This is a genomic window from Micrococcus sp. KRD077 (assembly GCF_017168505.1).
GTDB classification, from domain to species: domain Bacteria; phylum Actinomycetota; class Actinomycetes; order Actinomycetales; family Micrococcaceae; genus Micrococcus; species Micrococcus luteus.
In genome coordinates this window covers 1-19316 of the sequence record NZ_JABFAZ010000017.1, presented here as the reverse complement: position 1 = coordinate 19316, position 19316 = coordinate 1, and the positions used below count along the sequence as shown (strand labels likewise).

Annotated in this window: 18 protein-coding genes; 7 read left to right on the top strand and 11 right to left on the bottom strand. The window is 74.3% G+C overall.

Going from position 1 to position 19316, the window contains the following annotated elements; all coding sequences use genetic code 11:
* Positions 1–15: 15 nt before the first annotated feature.
* From J1M39_RS05010 to J1M39_RS04995, 4 genes are all read right to left on the bottom strand, one after another.
* The gene (locus J1M39_RS05010; RefSeq protein WP_036314285.1) at positions 16–498 is read right to left on the bottom strand and encodes a GntR family transcriptional regulator; all 483 of its coding nucleotides are present in this window, start codon (positions 496–498) and stop codon (positions 16–18) included.
* Positions 470–655 carry a methionine/alanine import family NSS transporter small subunit gene (locus J1M39_RS05005; RefSeq protein WP_036338231.1) on the bottom strand — a complete coding sequence of 62 codons (186 nt, stop codon included), beginning with the start codon at positions 653–655 and terminating at the stop codon, positions 470–472. The genes J1M39_RS05010 and J1M39_RS05005 overlap by 29 nt, the downstream gene beginning before the upstream one ends.
* Before the next feature lie 3 nt (positions 656–658).
* Positions 659–2302 (bottom strand): sodium-dependent transporter, encoded by a 1644-nt coding sequence (locus J1M39_RS05000; protein ID WP_206496520.1) that lies wholly within the window; start codon positions 2300–2302, stop codon positions 659–661.
* 119 nt (positions 2303–2421) lie between these two features.
* On the bottom strand, positions 2422–3801 hold the full coding sequence (locus tag J1M39_RS04995; RefSeq protein WP_141843889.1) for a MarP family serine protease: 1380 nt from the start codon (positions 3799–3801) through the stop codon (positions 2422–2424).
* Between the two features lie 174 nt (positions 3802–3975).
* On the opposite strand from J1M39_RS04995, the gene J1M39_RS04990 reads away from it, so the two are divergent.
* Positions 3976–4653 carry a Crp/Fnr family transcriptional regulator gene (locus J1M39_RS04990; protein ID WP_002854021.1) on the top strand — a complete coding sequence of 226 codons (678 nt, stop codon included), beginning with the start codon at positions 3976–3978 and terminating at the stop codon, positions 4651–4653.
* A gap of 35 nt (positions 4654–4688) precedes the next feature.
* Here J1M39_RS04990 and J1M39_RS04985 read toward each other — a convergent pair whose 3' ends face one another.
* Genes J1M39_RS04985 through J1M39_RS04975 form a run of 3 tightly spaced genes read right to left on the bottom strand, consistent with a single transcriptional unit; the run spans position 4689 to position 6245 of the window.
* Positions 4689–5591 (bottom strand): hypothetical protein, encoded by a 903-nt coding sequence (locus J1M39_RS04985; RefSeq protein ID WP_044658871.1) that lies wholly within the window; start codon positions 5589–5591, stop codon positions 4689–4691.
* Positions 5581–6081, bottom strand: a complete 501-nt coding sequence (locus tag J1M39_RS04980) for a RidA family protein (RefSeq protein WP_020628330.1) — start codon at positions 6079–6081, stop codon at positions 5581–5583. The genes J1M39_RS04985 and J1M39_RS04980 overlap by 11 nt, the downstream gene beginning before the upstream one ends.
* Entirely contained in the window at positions 6078–6245 is a 168-nt protein-coding gene (locus J1M39_RS04975; protein WP_010080276.1) for a DUF4177 domain-containing protein, read from the bottom strand. The genes J1M39_RS04980 and J1M39_RS04975 overlap by 4 nt, the downstream gene beginning before the upstream one ends.
* 68 nt (positions 6246–6313) lie before the next feature.
* Here J1M39_RS04975 and J1M39_RS04970 point away from each other — a divergent pair, with 68 nt between their 5' ends.
* Genes J1M39_RS04970 through J1M39_RS04955 form a run of 4 tightly spaced genes read left to right on the top strand, consistent with a single transcriptional unit; the run spans position 6314 to position 13213 of the window.
* Positions 6314–8497 (top strand): transglycosylase domain-containing protein, encoded by a 2184-nt coding sequence (locus tag J1M39_RS04970; RefSeq protein WP_129866900.1) that lies wholly within the window; start codon positions 6314–6316, stop codon positions 8495–8497.
* A 5-nt stretch (positions 8498–8502) separates the two neighbouring features.
* Entirely contained in the window at positions 8503–9471 is a 969-nt protein-coding gene (locus tag J1M39_RS04965) for a metallophosphoesterase (protein WP_206496519.1), read from the top strand.
* 41 nt (positions 9472–9512) lie between these two features.
* Positions 9513–11351 (top strand): ABC transporter ATP-binding protein, encoded by a 1839-nt coding sequence (locus J1M39_RS04960; protein ID WP_036314269.1) that lies wholly within the window; start codon positions 9513–9515, stop codon positions 11349–11351.
* Complete coding sequence (locus J1M39_RS04955) at positions 11348–13213, top strand: ABC transporter ATP-binding protein (RefSeq protein ID WP_036314267.1); 1866 nt, start codon at positions 11348–11350, stop codon at positions 13211–13213. Before J1M39_RS04960 ends, J1M39_RS04955 begins: the two co-directional genes overlap by 4 nt.
* 65 nt (positions 13214–13278) lie before the next feature.
* Here J1M39_RS04955 and J1M39_RS04950 read toward each other — a convergent pair whose 3' ends face one another.
* On the bottom strand, positions 13279–14226 hold the full coding sequence (locus J1M39_RS04950) for a phosphoribosylaminoimidazolesuccinocarboxamide synthase (protein ID WP_036314265.1): 948 nt from the start codon (positions 14224–14226) through the stop codon (positions 13279–13281).
* Complete coding sequence (gene purD, locus J1M39_RS04945; protein WP_036314263.1) at positions 14223–15512, bottom strand: phosphoribosylamine--glycine ligase; 1290 nt, start codon at positions 15510–15512, stop codon at positions 14223–14225. The genes J1M39_RS04950 and purD overlap by 4 nt, the downstream gene beginning before the upstream one ends.
* A gap of 62 nt (positions 15513–15574) precedes the next feature.
* On the opposite strand from purD, the gene J1M39_RS04940 reads away from it, so the two are divergent.
* Positions 15575–15844 carry a hypothetical protein gene (locus J1M39_RS04940; RefSeq protein ID WP_036314260.1) on the top strand — a complete coding sequence of 90 codons (270 nt, stop codon included), beginning with the start codon at positions 15575–15577 and terminating at the stop codon, positions 15842–15844.
* Between the two features lie 42 nt (positions 15845–15886).
* On the opposite strand, the gene J1M39_RS04935 is transcribed toward J1M39_RS04940, so the two are convergent.
* Complete coding sequence (locus J1M39_RS04935; RefSeq protein ID WP_020624423.1) at positions 15887–16516, bottom strand: response regulator; 630 nt, start codon at positions 16514–16516, stop codon at positions 15887–15889.
* On the bottom strand, positions 16513–17892 hold the full coding sequence (locus J1M39_RS04930) for a sensor histidine kinase (protein WP_052520068.1): 1380 nt from the start codon (positions 17890–17892) through the stop codon (positions 16513–16515). The genes J1M39_RS04935 and J1M39_RS04930 overlap by 4 nt, the downstream gene beginning before the upstream one ends.
* 187 nt (positions 17893–18079) lie before the next feature.
* Between J1M39_RS04930 and J1M39_RS04925 the strand changes: the two genes are divergently transcribed.
* The gene (locus J1M39_RS04925) at positions 18080–19231 is read left to right on the top strand and encodes an ABC transporter permease (RefSeq protein ID WP_041103973.1); all 1152 of its coding nucleotides are present in this window, start codon (positions 18080–18082) and stop codon (positions 19229–19231) included.
* Positions 19232–19316: the final 85 nt, after the last annotated feature.

Sequence of the window (19316 nt, the reverse complement as noted above, 5' to 3'; positions counted from 1 at the left end):
GTGGGCGGGCCCGGCTCAGGCGCGGGCGGCCGCGTCCCGCCGGACCAGCTCCACGGCCTCGTCGGGCGTGTAGCCGAGGCGTTCGAGCAGGGTGTCGAGACAGCGGCGCACGGCCTGGTGCGCGGCGTCCGCGCGGGCGTCCGCCGAGGCGGCCACGAACGTGCCCGCGCGCCCCCGGGTGCGGATGGTGCCGTGCGCCTCGAGCTCCTTGTAGGCCCGGGCCACGGTGCCCGGTGCCACGCCGAGCTCGGCCGCGAGCGCACGCACGGGCGGCAGTCGGTCCCCGCGGGCGAGGGATCCGGAGGCGACGCCGGCCAGGACCGCGTCCACGATCTGCCGGTAGGGCGGGGCCGGCAGGCTCCCGTCCACCGCCACGACCGGCAGGGAGGCGGAGACCACGCCCGCGGCCCCGTCGGCGACCGAGGCCGCGGACGGGGCCGCTGCGGACGGACCGGGGGCCCTCATCGACTCACCGGTGCCGTGCGTCGAGACGGCCATCCTCGCGCTCCCACACGGCGGGGGCCAGTTCGTCCTCGATGGCGAGGTCGCCCGAGGAGTCATCCGGGTGGCGGAGCAGGTGGACGGCGGAGACCGCGAGGCCGCCCCACACCAGGAGGATGGCCAGGGACATCATGACGATCGCTGCGGTGCTCATCGGTCAGAGCTCCTTCCGGGTGGCGGCCGCGGGCACCACCGGCAGGGCGCCGGTGGGGACGGTGCCCTCGGGCACGGCGTTGTGCGGGATGAGGTCGCCGTGGATCTCGCTGTCCAGGTCCTCGGCGTAGAGGTTGGACTTGCGGGACCACGGGATCAGGGAGAGCAGGATCGCCAGGGCGACGGAGCCGAGCGCGATGCCCCAGCCGAAGACGCCGAGGAAGTCGCCCGGGTAGCCCTCATAGCCCTCCGCGATCACCTTCATGATCCAGGAGAGCCAGATGTAGGCGAGCACGATCGGCATGAGCACGCCGATCAGCAGCACGTACCCGCGGCCGACCTTGAAGGAGGAGACGGCGTTGAGGTGCGCCGTGATGCGACGGGCCGAGCCCAGCGCGCCGGTGACCAGGAGCACCGACAGGAGCGCCGCGCCCACGATGCCGAAGTTGTTGGCGAACGCGTCCATGGTGTCCAGCATCTGCAGGCCCGTGGTGGTGGAGAACAGGGCGAGGGAGACCACCCCGGACAGGCCGATCACCACGATCGTGGCCGTCCAGCGGCCCCAGCCGAGCTTGTCCTTCACGGCGGAGATGACGACCTCGAGGATCGAGATCAGCGAGGTGAAGCCGGCGACCACGAGCGAGCCGAAGAACAGCACGCCGATCAGGGCGCCGAGCGGGGCCTGCGAGATCAGGGTGGGGAAGGCGATGAACGCCAGGCCGATGCCGCTGCCGGCCACCTCGGACACGGACACGCCGGAGGCCTGCGCCATGAAGCCCAGGGCGGAGAACACGCCGATGCCGGCCAGGATCTCGAAGCCCGAGTTGGAGAAGCCGACCACCAGGCCGGAGCCGGTGAGGTTCGTGCGGCGGTTGAGGTAGGAGGCGTAGGTGATCATGATGCCGAAGCCGACGGACAGCGAGAAGAAGATCTGACCGTAGGCGGCGATCCAGACGCCCGGGTCCGCGAGCGCGGCCCAGTTCGGCGTGAACAGCGCGTCCAGGCCCTGGGCGGCGCCCGGCAGGGTGAGGGCGATGCCGACGAGGACCAGGAACATCACGATGAGCAGCGGGATGCCGACCATCGAGGCCAGGGCCACGCCCCGGCGCACGCCGAAGCCCATGATGAGCAGCGTGATCACCCAGACGGCGAGCATGGGCCAGAAGACGCCCGAGACGAAGTCGAAGGACGGGGACGGGTCGTCGGCGACCTGCAGGTAGTCGCCCATGAGGAAGGTCTCCGGGTCCTCGCCCCACCGCTGGTCCACGGAGAACCAGGTGTACATGATCGCCCAGCCGATGATCGCGGCGTAGTAGATCCCGATGACGACGCAGATGAGCACCTGCCACCAGCCGACGGCCTCGGTCCACCGGGACAGGCGCCGGAACGCCAGAGGCGCGGAGCCGCGGAAGCGGTGGCCGATCGCGTAGTCGAAGAACAGCAGCGGGATGCCCGCCGTGAGCAGCGCGATCAGGTAGGGGATGACGAACGCGCCGCCGCCGTTCTCATAGGCGACGTAGGGGAAGCGCCAGATGTTGCCGAGGCCCACGGCGGAGCCGATGGCCGCCAGGATGAAGGCCCACCGGCCGGTGAACTCCTCCCGGGTGCGCTTCGGCGCCGTGGCGGGCGCGGAGACGGTGCTGGACATGCAGGACCTCCGAGGGTCGGGGAAACTCGAGTGTGACGGATGCCACAATAGTCGACGCGGGCCGTTACCGGACAGTCCGGTCCGGAATGCGGGCGTCAGGCGCGTGGCGCGGCGCCGGCTCAGCCGCCCGGGACGCAGTCCCCCGAGGGGACCGTGGCCGTCATCCCCGGGGCCGCGGCGACGACGGGGGCGATGGTGTCCGCCGTCAGGGCGTAGCCGACGGCGTCCGAGCCCGGGGCCCGGGCGAACACCAGACCGGCCAGGTTCCCGGCGGCGTCCACCACCGGGCCGCCCGAGTAGCCGTGGCGGATGTCCGCCGCGAGGGTGTAGACGTCCACCATGCTCGCGGCACCGGTCAGGACGTCGCCGAGCGGCACCTCGCCGACGGCCTGCACGGTCGCGGGGGTGGAGGCGAACGGGCCGCCGTCGGGATAGCCCAGGACGGAGGCCGACGCGCCGCCCGTCAGCTCGGCGCCGACCGGCATGACGGGCAGGTTCGCGTCGTCGACCGCCAGGACGGCGAGGTCGTGCGCCGTGTCCAGGTGGACGATCCGCGCCGCGTGCACGCCGCGGGCGCGGTCCGTCACGGTGGGGGCGTCCACGCCGAGGACCACGTGCGCGTTCGTGAGCACGCGGTCCGGGGCCACGGCCACGCCCGAGCCGCTCTGCACCTGGTTGCACTGCGCGGCCGTGCCGGTCAGCCGGACGACGGCGGCCGACGCCGAGGAGGCGGCGGGAGTCGAGGGGGCGGCCGTCGACGTCGACGAGGCGGGGGCGGTCGTCGTGGCCGACGGCGCGGCGGCCGTGGACGACGACGCCGCGGCGGCGTCGTCGGGCTCCTCGGGGGTCGCCGAGGCGGACGGGGCGGACGTCGCGGTGTCGGACGGGGAGGAGGCGGCCGAGGGCAGACCCGGCGTCGCGGCCGGGGCCGGGGCGGCGCGGACGCCGTCGTCGGACTCCGGGACGGGGGCGGGCAGCTCGAGCTCCGGCAGCACGTCCAGGTCGGCGACGGCCGAGCGCGAGCGGGCGGCCCAGGCCAGGAGCGAGTCGGGCATCACGGTGTCCAGCGCCGTGATCACCTGCGAGCGGTTCACCTCACGGGTGACCGCGGTGGAGCCGGAGGCCGCGATGGAGAACGCCACGAGCCAGAGGACGAGGGCGCCCGCGAGACCGGCGGCGAGCGCGCCGAGCAGACGGTCGACGAGTCGCAGGGCCGGCAGGTTCACGCGCAGCCGGATCGCCTCGCCGATGGCGGCGCCCACGTACTGGCCCGCCGCCACGAGCAGGACGAGGGTGGCGATCAGCGCGGCCCACCGCCACTGCGGCGCGGTGACGAACTCCGCCACCTCCGGCAGGGCGTAGAACGCGATCGCGGCGCCGCCGACCAGGCCGACGAGGTTGCCCAGCACCACCCACAGGCCACGACGGTGACCCTGGACCAGGAGCATCGCGAGCGCGACGATGAGCAGGACGTCCAGCCACGTCAGACCCAGCGGCATGGGCGACCTCCTTCGGATGCGACGGCACCGGCCACGCACGGGGACCGCCCGCGCGCCCGGTGGAGGATCCAGGGTATCGGCCCGCACGGGGGTATGGGGCACAATGGACGCCAGTGAACCGGGCGGCTCCTCCGCCGCGGTGTGAGGAACTGCCCACAGAGAGGACACGCACACATGGATCTCGAGGTTCTGCGGAAGGCTCCGCTGTTCACCAACCTGGACGACGAGGTGTTCGCCATCCTCACCTCGGAGCTGACCGAGGTGGAGCTCTCCCGCGGCGCGTCCGCGTTCCACGAGGGCGACCAGGGCGATCAGCTGTACGTGATCATGTCCGGCAAGATCAAGCTCGGCCGCACCGCTTCGGACGGCCGCGAGAACCTCGTGGCCGTGCTCGGCCCCGGTGAGATCTTCGGCGAGATGGCCCTGTTCAACCCCGCCCCGCGCAACGCCACCGCCACCGCGGTGTCCGCCACGCGCCTGGCCGGTCTGCGCCACGAGAACCTGCGCCGCGCCATCGCCTCCTCGCCGGACGTGTCGGTCCAGCTGCTCCAGGCCCTGGCCCAGCGCCTGTCCAAGACCAACGAGTCCCTGGCGGACCTGGTGTTCTCGGACGTGCCGGGCCGCGTGGCCAAGGCGCTCCTGGACCTCGCGGACCGCTTCGGCCGCCCGGCCGCGGACGGCCTGCTGGTGGCGCACGACCTCACGCAGGAGGAGCTCGCCCAGCTGGTGGGCGCGTCCCGCGAGACCGTGAACAAGGCCCTGGCCGAGTTCGTCCAGCGCGGCTGGATCCGCCTGGAGAACCGCGCCGTGGTCATCCTGGACCTGCAGCGTCTGCGTCAGCGTTCGCGCTGACGCCCCCCGCCCTGCCGTGGAGCGGGCCACCCCGGTCAGTCCCGGGTGGCCCGCTCCACGCGCATCCGGGGGGTGCCGTCGTCGCCGGCCTCGGTGACCAGATGGTATTCCGGCACGGGACCACGCCGGACACAGGGCGTGACGGAGAGCAGGAAGGCGGCGGCCGTCCGGTGCGCCGCGACCCGCCGCACGATCACCTGCGTCAGCGGGGTCGCCACCTGGTCGAAGGGTGCCGTGCCCTCCGCCCCGGCGGGTCCGGGCAGCCGCAGCGGGCCGGCGAGCGCGCGACGCGCGGGCACCCACGCCTGAAGTTCGGGACCGGGTTCCTCGGATGCCGGCGCGGACTGCAGCGGTGGGGTCATCGTGGCGAACACGGCCGTGTCGAAGCGTCGGTGGACGTGGGGCGCGGATCGCCAGCGCATGACGGGGCGCAGCAGGTCGGCGCGCACCCCGAGGCCACGCGCGGCCAGCAGATGGGGCAGACTCTCCGAGCCCTCCTCGAGGGAGCTGCGGCCCCCGCCCCAGGTCTCGATGCGCGCCGTGGACACGACGTCCGTGTCGGAGCGACCGGCGAGGAGCACTCCGGCCTCGTCGTGGAGCTCACGGACGGCGGCCACCACGTGCTGCCGCGCACGCCGCCGGTCCGTGGTCCCGAACGTGCGGGCCCACTGGGAGGGCTCGGGCCCGTACCACGGGCAGGAGTCGGCGTCGGACTCGATGAGCGCGCCGCCGGGCAGACCCACGCGGCCGAGCGGGGTGCGTCCCGCGCGGTGACGGAGGAAGACCTCCGGGCCGTCGTCGCCGTCCCGGACGAGCACGACGGACGACCCGGGCCGGGCGGGGCGGACCTGGCGGAAGCGCCGGTCCAGCCACTGGCGGGTGAGGTCCTCCTCCTGCCCCGGGACCGGCAGCAGCAGGCCGGCCGGGTCAGCGGACACGGACGGTGATCTCCACCTCGACGGGAGCGTCCATGGGCAGCACGGCCACGCCGACGGCGGAGCGCGCGTGGCGGCCGGCCTCGCCGAAGATCTCGGCCAGCACGTCCGAGGCGCCGTTCACCACGCCGGGCTGACCGGTGAACGCGGGGTCGGAGGCCACGAAGCCGACGACCTTGACGACCTGGGCGACCCGGTCCAGGTCGCCCACCAGCTCGTGCACCGCGGCCACCGCGTTCACGGCGCATGCCCGCGCGAGCTCCTGGGCGCGTTCGGGGGTGACCTCCGCGCCCACCTTGCCGGTGGCGGGCAGGGCGCCGGCCACGAAGGGGAGCTGGCCGGAGGTCAGCACGAGGTCGCCGTCCCGCAGCGCCGGGACGTAGGAGCCGACCGGCGCCGCGACGGCGGGTCGGTCGATGCCGAGCTCCGCGAGGCGGGCCGCGACGGCGCCGTCGCCCCAGGTGGGGGCCGAGGACTGCTCCGTCACGTTCACGCCGCCTTCGGACGCTTGAGGTAGGCCACGGGGTTGTTCCCCTCGGGGCCCGGGATCACCGTGACGAGCTCCCAGCCGTCCTCGCCCCACTGGTCGAGGATCTGCTTGGTCGCGTGGATGAGGAGGGGGATCGTGGCGTACTCCCACTGCGTCTGCTGAGTCATGGGACCCACCCTAGCCACCGGCGCGGACCCCGGAAGAGGTCCCAGGTGCCCGCGCTACACTCGCGCCCATGGCCTCCCGCACGACCCGCTTCCCCGCGCCCTCGAGCGCCCTCGGCCGCCTCCTCGCCTTCGTGGGCCTCTCGGCGGTGGCCGGCCTGCTCGTGGCGGCCCTCCTGCTGCCCGTCGCGGGCCTGGCCGGTGTCGCCGCCGCGTCGGGCCGGGAGATGCTGGACGAGCTGCCGGACGAGCTGCCCACGGAGCCGGTCTCCGTGCCGTCGCGCATCCTCTCGGAGGACGGTGAGGAGATCGCCGTCTTCTACGAGGAGAACCGCACCCCGGTCCCGCTGGACGAGATCTCGGAGCACATGCAGCACGCGATCGTGGCCATCGAGGACGAGCGCTTCTACGATCACGACGGCGTGGACGCGCGCGGCCTCATCCGCGCTGCCGTGAACAACGCCACCTCCGACTCCACGCAGGGCGCCTCCACCCTCACCCAGCAGTTCGTGAACAACATGCTGGTGAACGTGCAGCAGATCCGCGGCGACTCCCGCCTCACCCTCTCCGGCTCCAAGAACATCGCGGACAAGGTCAAGGAGATCAAGCTCGCCGTCGCCGTCGAGAAGCAGATGTCGAAGGACGAGATCCTCGAGGGCTACCTCAACATCGTGCTGTTCTCCGGCCGCGCCTACGGGGTCGAGGCCGCCTCGCAGTACGTGTTCGGCAAGTCCGCCGCCGACCTGGAGAGCTGGGAGGCCGCCACGCTGGCCGGCATGGTCCAGTCCCCCACCCGGTTCAACCCGGCCCGCAATCCGGAGGAGGCCACGGAGCGGCGCAACCTCGTGCTGAACGCGATGAAGGACAACGGCTACCTCTCCCAGGAGGAGTACGACCACGCCGTCGCCCAGCCGATGGAGGTGGTGATGGAGTCCCGCCCCTCGGGCTGCCTCTACGCCAAGTTCGGCGCCTACTTCTGCGACTACGTGGAGCGGCAGATCCTTGCCGACCCCACGTTCGGCCCGGACGTCCAGTCCCGGCAGGCCCTGCTGGACCGCGGCGGACTCACCATCCGCACGACGATCGACTCGACGCTCCAGAAGGAGACCGAGAAGAACCTGCGCGCCTCCGTGCCCAACAACGAGTCGCTGGGCGCCGGCCACGCGCTCACCTCGGTGGAGGCCGGCACCGGCAACATCCGCACCATGGCCCAGAACACCGAGTACGCCATCCAGGACGAGCTCGGCCACACCTCGCTGAACTTCAACGTGGACAAGCAGTGGGGCGGCGGCCAGGGCTTCCAGGCCGGCTCCACGCTCAAGCCCTTCGTGGCCCTGACCTGGCTGCGCAACGGCAACCGCCTGGTCGACTCCGTGGACGCCTCCCGGAACGTCTACCCCACGGGCACGCGCTTCGCGGCCTCGTGCCGCCCGGGCGGCTACACCACGATCGGCGGCACCTGGCAGTTCAAGAACGTGATCCCCGACATGCTGCGGCAGGTGCGCGTGGACGAGGGCCTCTTCTGGTCCGTGAACACCCCGACCGTCGCCACCGCGTACCAGCTGGACCTGTGCGACATCACGAGCCTCACCACCCAGCTGGGCATCACCCGTGCCCTGGACAGCTCCCCGCTGCAGCCGGACGACCCGTCCTTCCTGCTCGGCAAGGACTCGGTGGCCCCGCTCTCCCTGGCCGGCGCGTACGCCGCCATCGCCGCGAACGGCCTGTACTGCGAGCCGCGCGCCATCCTGGAGGTCACGGACACCGCCGGCAACCAGTACGACGTCGCCGACCCGCAGTGCGACCAGGTCATCGACCCGGACCACGTCCGGGAGCTGATGCCGGTCCTGCGCCACATCGGCGGCTTCAACATCGCCGAGGAGGGCGCCGGCTACGAGTTCGGCGGCAAGACGGGCACGAACGACAACGTGTCCTCCACGTGGTTCGTCGGATTCACCAGCGAGCTGGCCACCGCCGTGTGGACCGGCCGCTACAACAACCTGAAGTCCATGACGGGCGAGACCGTCAACGGCGAGGTCCGCAACCCGTTCTACTCGACCTCCATCAACGGCCCGTCCTGGCTCGAGTACAACCAGTTGGCCAAGGAGAAGTTCCCGCCGGGTGAACTGCCCGAGTGGGACGGCCCGCAGTCGGAGGACCCGGGCGAGGCCGGCGAGCACCCGGACGGACGCCAGTTCACCATCGACGACCTGGACCGGGGCGGGCCGCAGCCCCAGGCGGTCCCGGGCTTCTGACCGCGATGCGCCCCGCCGCCTCCCGCGCCCGGCGCATGTTCTGCGCCGCAGCGCCTGCCGCCGCCGGGCTGGCCGCGACGGCGGGCCTCGGCCTGGCCTGGGGCCTCGCCGAGGCCGAGGCCCGGACGGTGCGCACGCACCGACTGGCCGTGCTGCCGGCCGGGTCGGCGCCGCTGCGGGTGCTGCACCTCTCGGACATCCACCTGCTGCCCCGGCACCGGGCCAAGCGGGCGTGGCTGCGCGGATTGGATGCACTCGAGCCGGACCTCGTGGTCAACACGGGTGACAACGTGTCCGCCGCGGCGTCGGTGCCGCTCGTGCTCGACGCGCTCGGGCCGCTGCTGGCGCGGCCCGGCGTGTTCGTGCCCGGCTCCAACGACTACTACGCGCCCAAGGCGGCCAACCCCCTCCGGTACTTCGCGGGCCCCTCGCGCATGGACGCGGACCGGCCCCGGCTTCCCTCCGACGTCCTGTTCGGCGCGTTCCGCGCCGCCGGCTGGGCCGACCTGACGAACCGGGGCGCCGCTCTGGCCGTGCCGACCCGCGCCGGGACCACGCTCGAGGTCCTCGCCGCCGGCACCGACGACCCGCACCTCGGTCTGGACGCCTGGGCCGGCTTCTCCGGCTCCGCGCCCGACGACGGCGCCGGGCGGCCCGGCGACGACGGGCGGTTCCGGCTGGGCGTCACCCACGCCCCGTACCGCCGCGTGCTGGACGCCATGACCGCCGACGGCGCCGACCTGCTGCTCGCCGGCCACACCCACGGCGGGCAGGTGTGCGTGCCGTTCCTCGGCGCGCTCGTCACCAACTGCGACCTGCCCCGCCGACAGGCCTCCGGGGTCTCGACGTGGACGGCCGCGGGGCGGACCGTCCCCCTCGAGGTGTCGGCCGGCCTGGGGACCGCGCCGTCCGCGCCCGTGCGGTTCGCGTGCCGGCCCGAGGCCGTGGTGCTGGACCTGGTCCCGCGGGGCTGAGCCGCCTGTCCCGTCCGCGGCCGCGGGTACAGTGGAGCCCCGTGACCCGCGCCACCTCTCCCGCCGCCTCGTCCCTGCGTGACGCCCTGGGCGGGATCGCACCGTACCTCGAGGGCGTGCGGGCGCGCTGGGTGCTCGGGCTCGCCTCGGCCACGGCGGCGGGCCTCGTGGCCCTGGCCATCCCGCAGGTCATCCACCTGCTCGTGGACACCGTGTTCACGCAGACTGTGCTCGCCGGGCCCTCCTCCCCCGACTCCCGCGCGGACGTATGGCGGGCCGCCGGCCTGCTCACCGTGCTCGGCCTCGCCGAGGCCGCGTTCATCGGCCTGCGCCGGTACTTCATCCTCCCGCCGGCCGCCGGGGTGGAGAACCGGGCGCGCATCGCCCTGTTCGAACGGCTCCAGCGCCTGCCGGTGGCGTTCCACGACGCGTGGCCCTCGGGGCAGCTGCTCTCCCGGGCCCAGGGCGACCTCTCGCTGCTGCGGCGGTGGATCGCGTTCGGCTCGGTCATGCTCGTGGTGGACGTGGTGACCATCGCCGTCGGCCTCGTCCTGCTGTTCCTGCTGTCCTGGCAGCTGGCCCTGCTCTACCTCGCCGCGGCCGTGCCGATCATGTGGGCGTCGTTCGGGTTCCGCAACGACTTCCGCGCCGCGTCCCGGCTCTCCCAGGACCAGGCCGGGGACCTCGCCACGTCCGTCGAGGAGTCGGTGCACGGCATCCGCGTCCTCAAGGCGTTCGGCCGCGGCGCGCACGCCCTCGACGGCTTCCGCGGGCGCGCCCGCACGCTGCAGGGCACCGAGGTGCACAAGGCCTCGGTGCTGGCCCGGTTCATCGCGCTCATCGTGGCCCTGCCGGAGACGGTGCTGGGCCTGGGCCTCGCCCTGGGCCTGTGGCTCGTGGCGACCGGGGAGCTGACAGTGGGCGCGCTCGCCGCCTACTTCGCCACCGCGGCCGTGCTGGCCGGGCCGGTCGAGTCGGTGGGCCAGCTGATGGGCATGACGCTCTCGGCCCGCACGGCGATCGACCGCCACGTGGACGTCCTCGCCACGCCCGTGGACATCGCCTCGCCCACCGGGGAGGCCGCCGTCGTGCCCCCGGCCACCGGCGCGCTCGCGTTCCGCGGGGTGCGCTTCCGCTGGCCGGACGCGGACCCGGGGCGCGGGGAGCGCGACCTGCTCGACGGCGTCGACCTCGAGCTGGTGCCCGGCGAGACGATGGCCCTGGTCGGCGCGACCGGCGCCGGCAAGTCGACGCTGCTGCAGCTGGTCCCCCGGCTGCTCGACGTCACGGCGGGCTCCGTCTGCGTGGACGGGGTGGACGTGCGCCGGATGCCGCTCGAGGAGCTGCGCCGGCGGGTGTCCGTGGCGTTCGAGGACGCCACGCTGTTCTCCGCGACCATCCGGCAGAACGTGCTGCTCGGCGCCCCGGCGGACGTGCTCGCGGACGGCCTCCACTCCCCCGCGGCGGACGCCCTGCTCGACCTCGCGCTCGAGACCGCGCAGGCGGGCTTCGTGGCGGACCTGGCGGACGGCGTCGAGACCGAGATCGGCGAGGAGGGCCTCAGCCTCTCCGGCGGACAGCGCCAGCGGATCGCCCTCGCCCGCGCGATCGCGGCGCGCCCGGACGTGCTCGTGCTGGACGACCCCCTCTCCGCCCTCGACGTGCGCACCGAGGAGGCCGTGACCGCGCGCCTGCGCGAGGTCCTCGACGGGACGACCACCCTGATCGTGGCGCATCGTCCCTCCACCGTGGCCCTGGCGGACCGGGTCGCGGTGCTGGCGGACGGGCGGATCGAGGACGTGGGGACGCACCCCGAACTGCTGGCCCGCAGCGCCGTGTACCGGCACATCATCTCGAGCCGACCGGAGGAGCAGGCATGAGCGCCGCCGACGTGAGCCGCGTGCGCGGCGTGGGGGCCGAAGAGGACCTCGACTACACCCGCGCGGAGCGCCGCCACATCCGGCGCCGGTCCTTCCGGCTGCTCGGCGAGCTCGCGCGGCCGGTCCGGGGGACGCTGCTGCTCACCGTGGTCTTCGTGCTCGTGTCCAACGCGGCGCGGGCGGCCGGGCCGCTGATCATCGCCTGGGCGATCGACGCGGAGCTGCCGCGCGTCGTCGAGGCCGTGCGGGCCGACGAATCCGTCTGGCCCATCCTCGTCCCCGTGGGCGGGGCGTACGTGGCGGCGGCCCTCATCTCCGGCGGCCTCCTGGGGGCGTACACGTGGCTCACCGCGCGGGCGAGCCAGGCCATGCTGCTGAGCCTGCGGCTGCGCGTGTTCCGGCACACGCAGCGGCTGAGCCTCGGCTTCCACGAGCGGTACACGTCCGGGCGGGTGATCTCGCGGCAGACCTCGGACCTGGAGGCGCTGCGGGAGCTGCTGGACCAGGGCGTGTCCTCGCTCGTGTCCGGGCTGATGTTCATGTCGTTCACCGCGGCGTCCATCCTGCTGCTGGACCCGCCGTCGTTCCTCGTGCTGCTGGGTGCGGCCGTGCCGGTGGCGATCGTGACGCGCTGGTACCAGGTGCGGTCCGAGGAGGCGTACCGGCGGTCGCGGGTGTCCTCGGCGCGGTCGATCGTGCACTTCGTGGAGACCATGACCGGCATCCGCGCGGTCCAGGCCTTCCGGCGGGAACGGGACAACGACGCGCGGTACCGCGACTTGGCCACGGCCTACCGGGACGACATGGTGGCCACGCTCAACCTGTTCGGCATCCTGCAGCCGGTGCTCGTGGCGACGGGCAACCTGACGGTGGCGGCGCTGCTCGTGACCGGGGGCCTGCGCGTCCTCGACGGCGACCTCGAGGTGGGGGTGCTCGTGGCGCTCCTGCTGGCCGGACGGCGCGTGTTCCAGCCCATGGAGATGGTGGCGATGTTCTACTCGTCGCTGCAGTCCGCGACGGCGGCGCTCGAGAAGGTCTCCGGCCTGCTCGAGGAGGAGCCCACCGTGGTGGAGGCCGCCGAGCCCACGCCGCTGCCCGGGGCCGACGCTCCGGGGACGGGCGTGGCGTCCGGGCGGGTGGAGTTCCGGGACGCGGTGTTCAGCTACGGACCGGACCGGGTGGTGCTGCCGGAGTTCGACCTCGTGATCCCGGCCGGGCAGACCGTGGCCGTGGTGGGCCAGACGGGTGCGGGCAAGTCGACGCTGGCCAAGCTCATCGCCCGGTTCTACGACGTCTCTGCCGGCTCGCTGACGCTGGACGGGGTGGAGCTGCGCGAGCTCAGCCAGGCGGATCTGCGGCGCAACGTGGTGATGGTGACCCAGGAGGCGTTCCTGTTCTCCGGGTCGATCGCGGAGAACATCGCCCTCGGCCGGCCCGACGCCACCGAGGCCGAGATCCAGGCGGCCGCCCGGGCGGTGGGGGCGCACGACTTCATCCTGGGGCTGCCCGAGGGCTACGCGACCGACGTCGCCAAGCGCGGCGGGCGGCTGAGCGCGGGACAGCGGCAGCTCGTGTCGTTCGCGCGGGCGTTCCTCGCGGACCCCGCCGTGCTGATCCTGGACGAGGCGACGTCGTCGCTGGACCTGCCGAGCGAGCGACTCGTGCAGGCCGGGCTGGAGCGGCTGTTGGGGAACCGGACGGCCCTGATCATCGCCCACCGGCTCAGCACCGTCGAGACCGCCGACCGGGTGCTCGTGATGCACGACGGCCGGATCGTCGAGGACGGCAGCCCCGCCGAGCTGGTGGCGGCCGACGGGCGGTTCGCGGCGCTGCACCGGGCCTGGGAGGACTCGCTCGCCTGACGGGTGGCGCGCCCGACGCGCTTTCGAACGTGGCAGAGGGCCTACCCCACGTTCGAAAGTGCGGGTCAGGCGTCGAAGGGGCGGCCCGTCAGGCGCTCGTACGCCTCCACGTAGCGGTCGCGGGTCTTGGCCACGACGTCGGCGGGCAGCTCCGGCGGGGCCTCCCCGCTGGTCTTGTCCCAGCCGGAGTCGGGGCCCGTGAGCCAGTCGCGGACGAACTGCTTGTCGAAGCTCGCCTGGGGGCGGCCGGGCTCGTAGTCCCTGGCGTCCCAGAACCGGGAGGAGTCCGGGGTGAGGACCTCGTCGCCCAGCACCACCTGGCCGGTGGCAGGGTCCACACCGAACTCGACCTTCGTGTCCGCCAGGATGATGCCGGCCTCGCGGGCGATCGCCTCGGCGCGGGCGTACAGGTCCAGGGTGAGGAACCGCAGGCGCTCGGCGGCCTCGGTGCCCACGCGCTCGACCATCTGCTCGAACGTGATGTTCTCGTCGTGCTCGCCGACCTCGGCCTTCGCGGACGGCGTGAAGATCGGCGGGTCGACCCGCGAGCCGTCCACGAGCCCGGCGGGCAGCGGCAGGCCGGCCACCGTGCCCGACGCGCGGTACTCGGCCAGGCCGGAGCCGGTCAGGTAGCCGCGGGCGATGCACTCCACGGGGAACATGTCCAGGCGCTTGACGATCATCGCCCGCCCGGCCACGGCCGCGGGCACGTCCGCGCTCACCACGTGGTGCTCGACCGGCTCGGCGTGGGCCCCGTTGTAGCCCTCGGCCAGCTTCTCGAACCACCACAGGGTCAACCGGGTGAGGATGGCGCCCTTGTCCGGGATCGGCGGCTCCAGCACGTGGTCGTAGGCGCTGATCCGGTCGGAGGCCACCACGAGCAGCGTCGCGGACCGCCCCGGCTCGGCGTCAGCGGGCTCGTACAGGTCCCGCACCTTGCCCGAGTAGACGTGCCGCCAGCCCGGCAGCTCGAGGGCCTCGGCCCCCGTGAACCCCACGCGCTCCCCGCTCACTTCGCTCCCTCCGTCCCCGGCACGGTGATCTCGCCGCGCTCGGCCTTGAGTCCGATGTCCGTGCGCCACTGGGCGCCGTCGAACCGGATGCGCTCGACGCCCGCGTAGGCGCGCTCGCGCGCTTGGGCCAGGTCCGCCCCGCGCCCGACGACGGCCAGCACCCGGCCGCCCGCCGTCACCACGTCCTCACCGGACACCGCGGTGCCCGCGTGGATCACGTGCACGCCCTCGAGGCCAGCCGCGTCGGCCAGCCCGGTGATCACGTCGCCCTTCGAGGAGGAGGCCGGGTAGCCGGCCGAGGCCATGACCACGTCCACGGCGACGTCGTCGCTCCACTCGAGTCGACGGTCCGCGCCGAGCCGGCCGGCCGCGGCGTCGGCGAGCAGCCCGCCCAGGGGCGTCTCGAGGCGGGCGAGCACGGCCTGGGTCTCGGGGTCGCCGAAGCGCACGTTGAACTCGATGACCTCCACGCCCTCGGCGGTCACGGCCAGGCCGCAGAACAGCACGCCCGTGAACGGGGTGCCGCGGCGGGCCATCTCGGCGAGCACGGGGCGGGCCACGCGGTCCATGACCTCGTCCGTGAAGCCCTCGGGCAGCCACGGCAGCGGCGTGTACGCGCCCATGCCGCCGGTGTTGGGGCCGGCGTCGCCGTCGTGGATGCGCTTGAAGTCCTGGGCGGGGGTGAGGGCGACGGCGGCCTCGCCGTCGCAGATCACGAAGAGGGAGACCTCGGGGCCGTCCAGGAAGTCCTCGATCACCACGGTGCCGCCGGCGGCGAAGCAGGCCTCGGCGTGGGCGAGGGCCTCGGCGCGGTCGGAGGTGACCACGACGCCCTTGCCCGCGGCCAGACCGTCGTCCTTGACGACGTGCGGGGCGCCGAACTCGTCGAGGGCGGCGGCGGCCTCCGCGGCGGTGGTGCACACGCGGGAGCCGGCGGTGGGCACGCCCGCGGCGGCCATGACCTCCTTGGCGAAGGCCTTGGACGCCTCGAGCTGCGCGGCGGCCTGCGAGGGGCCGAACACGGCGAACCCGGCCTCGCGCAGGGCGTCGGAGACGCCGGCGGCCAGCGGGGCCTCGGGTCCGACGACGACGAGGTCGGCCCCCAGCTCGCGCGCGAGCGCCACGACGGCGGCCGGGTCGGTGGCCTCGACGGCGTGGAGGGTGGCGAGGTCGGCCATGCCGGCGTTGCCGGGCGCCGCGTGGAGGGCGCTGACCTGCGGATCACGGGAGAGGGCGGTGAGCAGCGCGTGTTCGCGGCCGCCGTTGCCGAGCACAAGGGTCTTCACGAGCCTGAAGCCTACGCGGTGGCCCTGGCCCGGCCCGGCCCGTGGCCCCTACGGTGGAGCGCATGACGATGCCTCCCCTCCACCACGGTCAGCCCGGCGACGACGGTGACCCCCGTGACCCCCGCCACCGGCCCGGTGCGGGGCTGGGACCCGGGCTCCGGTCGGTCTGGATGTTCGTCGGCGTGATGTTCACGTGCGCCCTGATCGTCTTCTGGACGCTGCGGGGGTTCGGCGTCCAGCGCGGCGACCTCAGCCTGCCCGCCGCGCTCGGCGTGCTGGCGCTGGCCGCCGTCGCCGCGGCGGTGATCACCCGGTACGTGCGGCGCCGCTGAGCAGGGCCGGGCCCTCCAGGGCCGGCCGCCTCGGCCTGCCCGTCAGCGGATGATGCGCCGTCGCCGGGCCTCGTCGACGGCGCGCGTGCGGTTGTCCACCCCGAGCTTCTGGAAGATGTGCACCAGGTGCGTCTTCACGGTGGCCTCGGAGATGAACAGCTCCTTCGCGGCCACCTTGTTCGTGGCGCCCCGCGCGATCAGCTCGAGCAGCTGGATCTCCCGCTCGGACAGCACCTCGGAGCCGCCGGACATGCGCCCCATCAGCGTGGCCGCGACCTGCGGGGCCAGCGCCTTGCGCCCCGCCGCCGCCTGCCGCACCGCCGAGGCGATCTCCTCGCTCGGGGCGTCCTTGAGCAGGTAGCCGGCAGCGCCCGCGTTCACGGCCGCGAGGATGTCCGCCTCCGTGTCGAAGGTCGTCAGGATCAGCACCTGCACCCCCGGCCACCGCTCCCGCACCGCGCGGGTGGCGGTCACGCCGTCCATCCCCGCGCCCATCTGCAGGTCCATCAGCACGACGTCCACCGCGGGCTCGCCCGCCTCCAGGACGCCGATCGCCTCCGCCCCGTCGGCGGCCTCGGCCACCACGCTCAGGTCCGGGTGCGCCTCGACGACGGCCCGCACCCCCGCCCGGACCACGGGGTGGTCGTCCACCAGCATCACCCGCACGCTCATGCGGTCTCCTCGCTCTCGGTCTGCTCGGGATCAGCGCTCCGGCCGGCCCCGGCGGCGGCCAGCGGCACCCGCAGCGCCACCACGGTGCCCTCGCCGGGGGCCGACTCGACGGTGGCCTCGCCGCCCACCGCAGCGAGACGCTCGCGCACGCTCGCCAGCCCCACGCCGGTCCCCGCCCCCGGGTCGGCACCGGCGGCTCCGGCCCGGGGGCGGGCCGCGACGACGGCCGGGTCGAACCCCGCGCCGTCGTCGGCCACGTCCACCGTCAGCTCATCACCGAGGTAGCCCAGCGTGACCCGGGCGCGCCGAGCGCCCGCGTGCGCGCCCACGTTCGCCAGGGAGGCCTGCACGGCTCGCAGCACCGCGGTCTCCACGGCCTCGGCGACCGCGACCGGCTCCCCCACGACCTCGACGTCCGCAGCCACGGGCGTCCCGGCGGCGGCCTGCCGGTCGGCGAACCCGGCGACCGCTCGTTCGAGCGCCTCGATGAGGGACGGTGCCCCGGTGCCGCGCAGGTCGCGGACGAAGCGGCGGGACTCGGCGAGGTTCTCGGCGGCCGTGGCGCGCACGGTCTCCATGCGCTGCCGGGCGAGGGCGGGGTCGGCGGCGTCGAGCGCGTCCTGGGCCGCGCGCGAGACCAGCACGATCGAGGCCAGCCCCTGGGTGAGGGTGTCGTGGATCTCGCGGGCGAGCCGCTCCCTCTCGGCGCTCACCCCCGCCCGGTGCTCGGTGCGCGCGAGCTCGGCCTGCGCGGCGCGCAGCTGCTCGGCCACGGCACGCTGGCGCTCGGACTCGGCGTGCAGGGCGCGGTACGCCCCGGAGAGCACCACGGCCACGGCGGCGCCCACCAGCGGACCGATCACGGCCGGCACCCGCACGCCGCCGGCGCCCGCCGCCATCCCGGCCACCACGACGACGGCCATCGCCACCACCAGCGCGGGCCCGACCACGTGGCGCACCCAGGCCTGCCGGGCCACCCGGTCGACCACGTGCAGGACGACGAAGAAGAGGGGGAAGGCGACCCACGCGAAGTCGCCGTGGTGGGCCACGAGCAGGCCCCACAGCAGCAGCACCAGGGCCAGCCAGGCGACCGCCGGACCGCGGCCGACGTCGTCGCCCCGGGCCCACCGGCGCCGCTCCAGCACGGTCCCGGCCAGGTAGACGCCCGCCAGCGCGGCGGTCAGCAGCACCAGGGTGGTGGCCGGGAACGGACCGGAGGACGCCTCCGGGGACCGGTCCGCGAGCGCGCGCGCCAGCCCCACGGTGAGCAGCGCGGCGAACGTGACGTGCAGGGCCACGCGCAGGCCGGCGAGCACGGCGGTGGTGCCGGTCTCGGCGGCCGCGGGGGGCACGGCGGCGCGGGGTGCGACGGACATGGCTCCACCCTAGGGCGCGCCCCGGACGCGACAGCGGCCCGCGGCCCCGGGGCTGCGCCGCTGAGCCGCCGGGATCAACCATTCGGTTGACCGGGTCCAGCCGCCGCGGGCGATGTGCCGACCCCTCCCCGCGCGAGACCGTGGAGGCAATCTCAGGACAGACCTCTCCCAGGAAAGGACGCGCCCCGTGTTCCTCGCACTCCGCGACCTCCGCTTCGCCACCGGACGGTTCGCCCTCATGGGCTCCGTGGTGGCCCTCATCAGCCTGCTGCTCGTCATGCTCTCCGGCCTCACGGCCGGCCTGGGCGGGCAGAACACCGCCGCGATCGACCGCCTCGGCGAGCAGGGCGTGCAGCGTCTGGTCTTCGGCGGCGCGGCGGGCCAGGAGCCCACCGCGTCGTTCACCCAGTCCGAGTTCACCGTGGCCCAGCGCGACGCGTGGGCGGCCACTCACGGCGTGGCCTCCGTCGAGCCGCTCGGTGTGAGCCAGGGCCGGGCCATCGGCCTCGAGCACCCCGTGGACACGGACCCGCAGGGCCGCGCGGACGTGTCCGGCGAGCCCACCACCGGCGTGGCCACCACCGCGTTCATCGGTCTCACCCCGGGCGGCTCCGACGCGCCGGCCGGCGTCGAGCCCGGGCAGATCGTGCTCAGCCAGGACGTGGCCGACTCCCTCCACGCGCAGGAGGGTGACGCCGTCGCGGTCTCCGGCTTCGTCTACACCGTGGCCGACGTCGTGCCGACCGAGTACTACTCCCACTCCCCCGTGACGTGGCTGGCGCTCGAGGACTGGAACGCCATCTCGCACACCGCCGACGACGCGGTGCTCGGCACCGCCGGCCTGGTGCGCTTCGACGCCGGCGCCGACGTCGACGCCGTGGCCGCCGCCGGTGACGACGCCGCGGGCACCGTCGCCGAGACCGTGAAGGGCTCCTACGCCGCCCTGCCCAGCTACCGGTCCGAGAACGGCTCCCTGATGACCATGCAGGGCTTCCTGTACGGCATCTCGGCGCTCGTGGTGATCGCGTTCCTGTCCATCTGGACGGTGCAGCGCACCCGCGACATCGCGGTGCTCAAGGCCCTCGGCGGCTCGAACGGCTGGGTGCTGAAGGACTCGCTCGCGCAGGCCGCGTTCGTGCTCGTCGGGGGCGTGGCCGTGGGCACCGGGCTGGCCGCCGTGGTCGGCGCGTTCGCGGGGCGGGCCGTCCCGTTCGAGCTCTCGTGGGCCACCACCGCGGTGCCCGCCGCCGGGGTCCTCGTGCTCGGCATGCTCGCCGCCGTCGTCGCGGTCTACCGCGTCACCCGGATCGACCCGCTGGTCGCCCTCGGCGGCAACTGACCGCCTCCGACGACGGCGCCGCCCGGCGCCGTCGTCCCCCTCGGCTCCGCCTCGCCCCCGCCTGGAGAAAGGACCTCCCCATGAC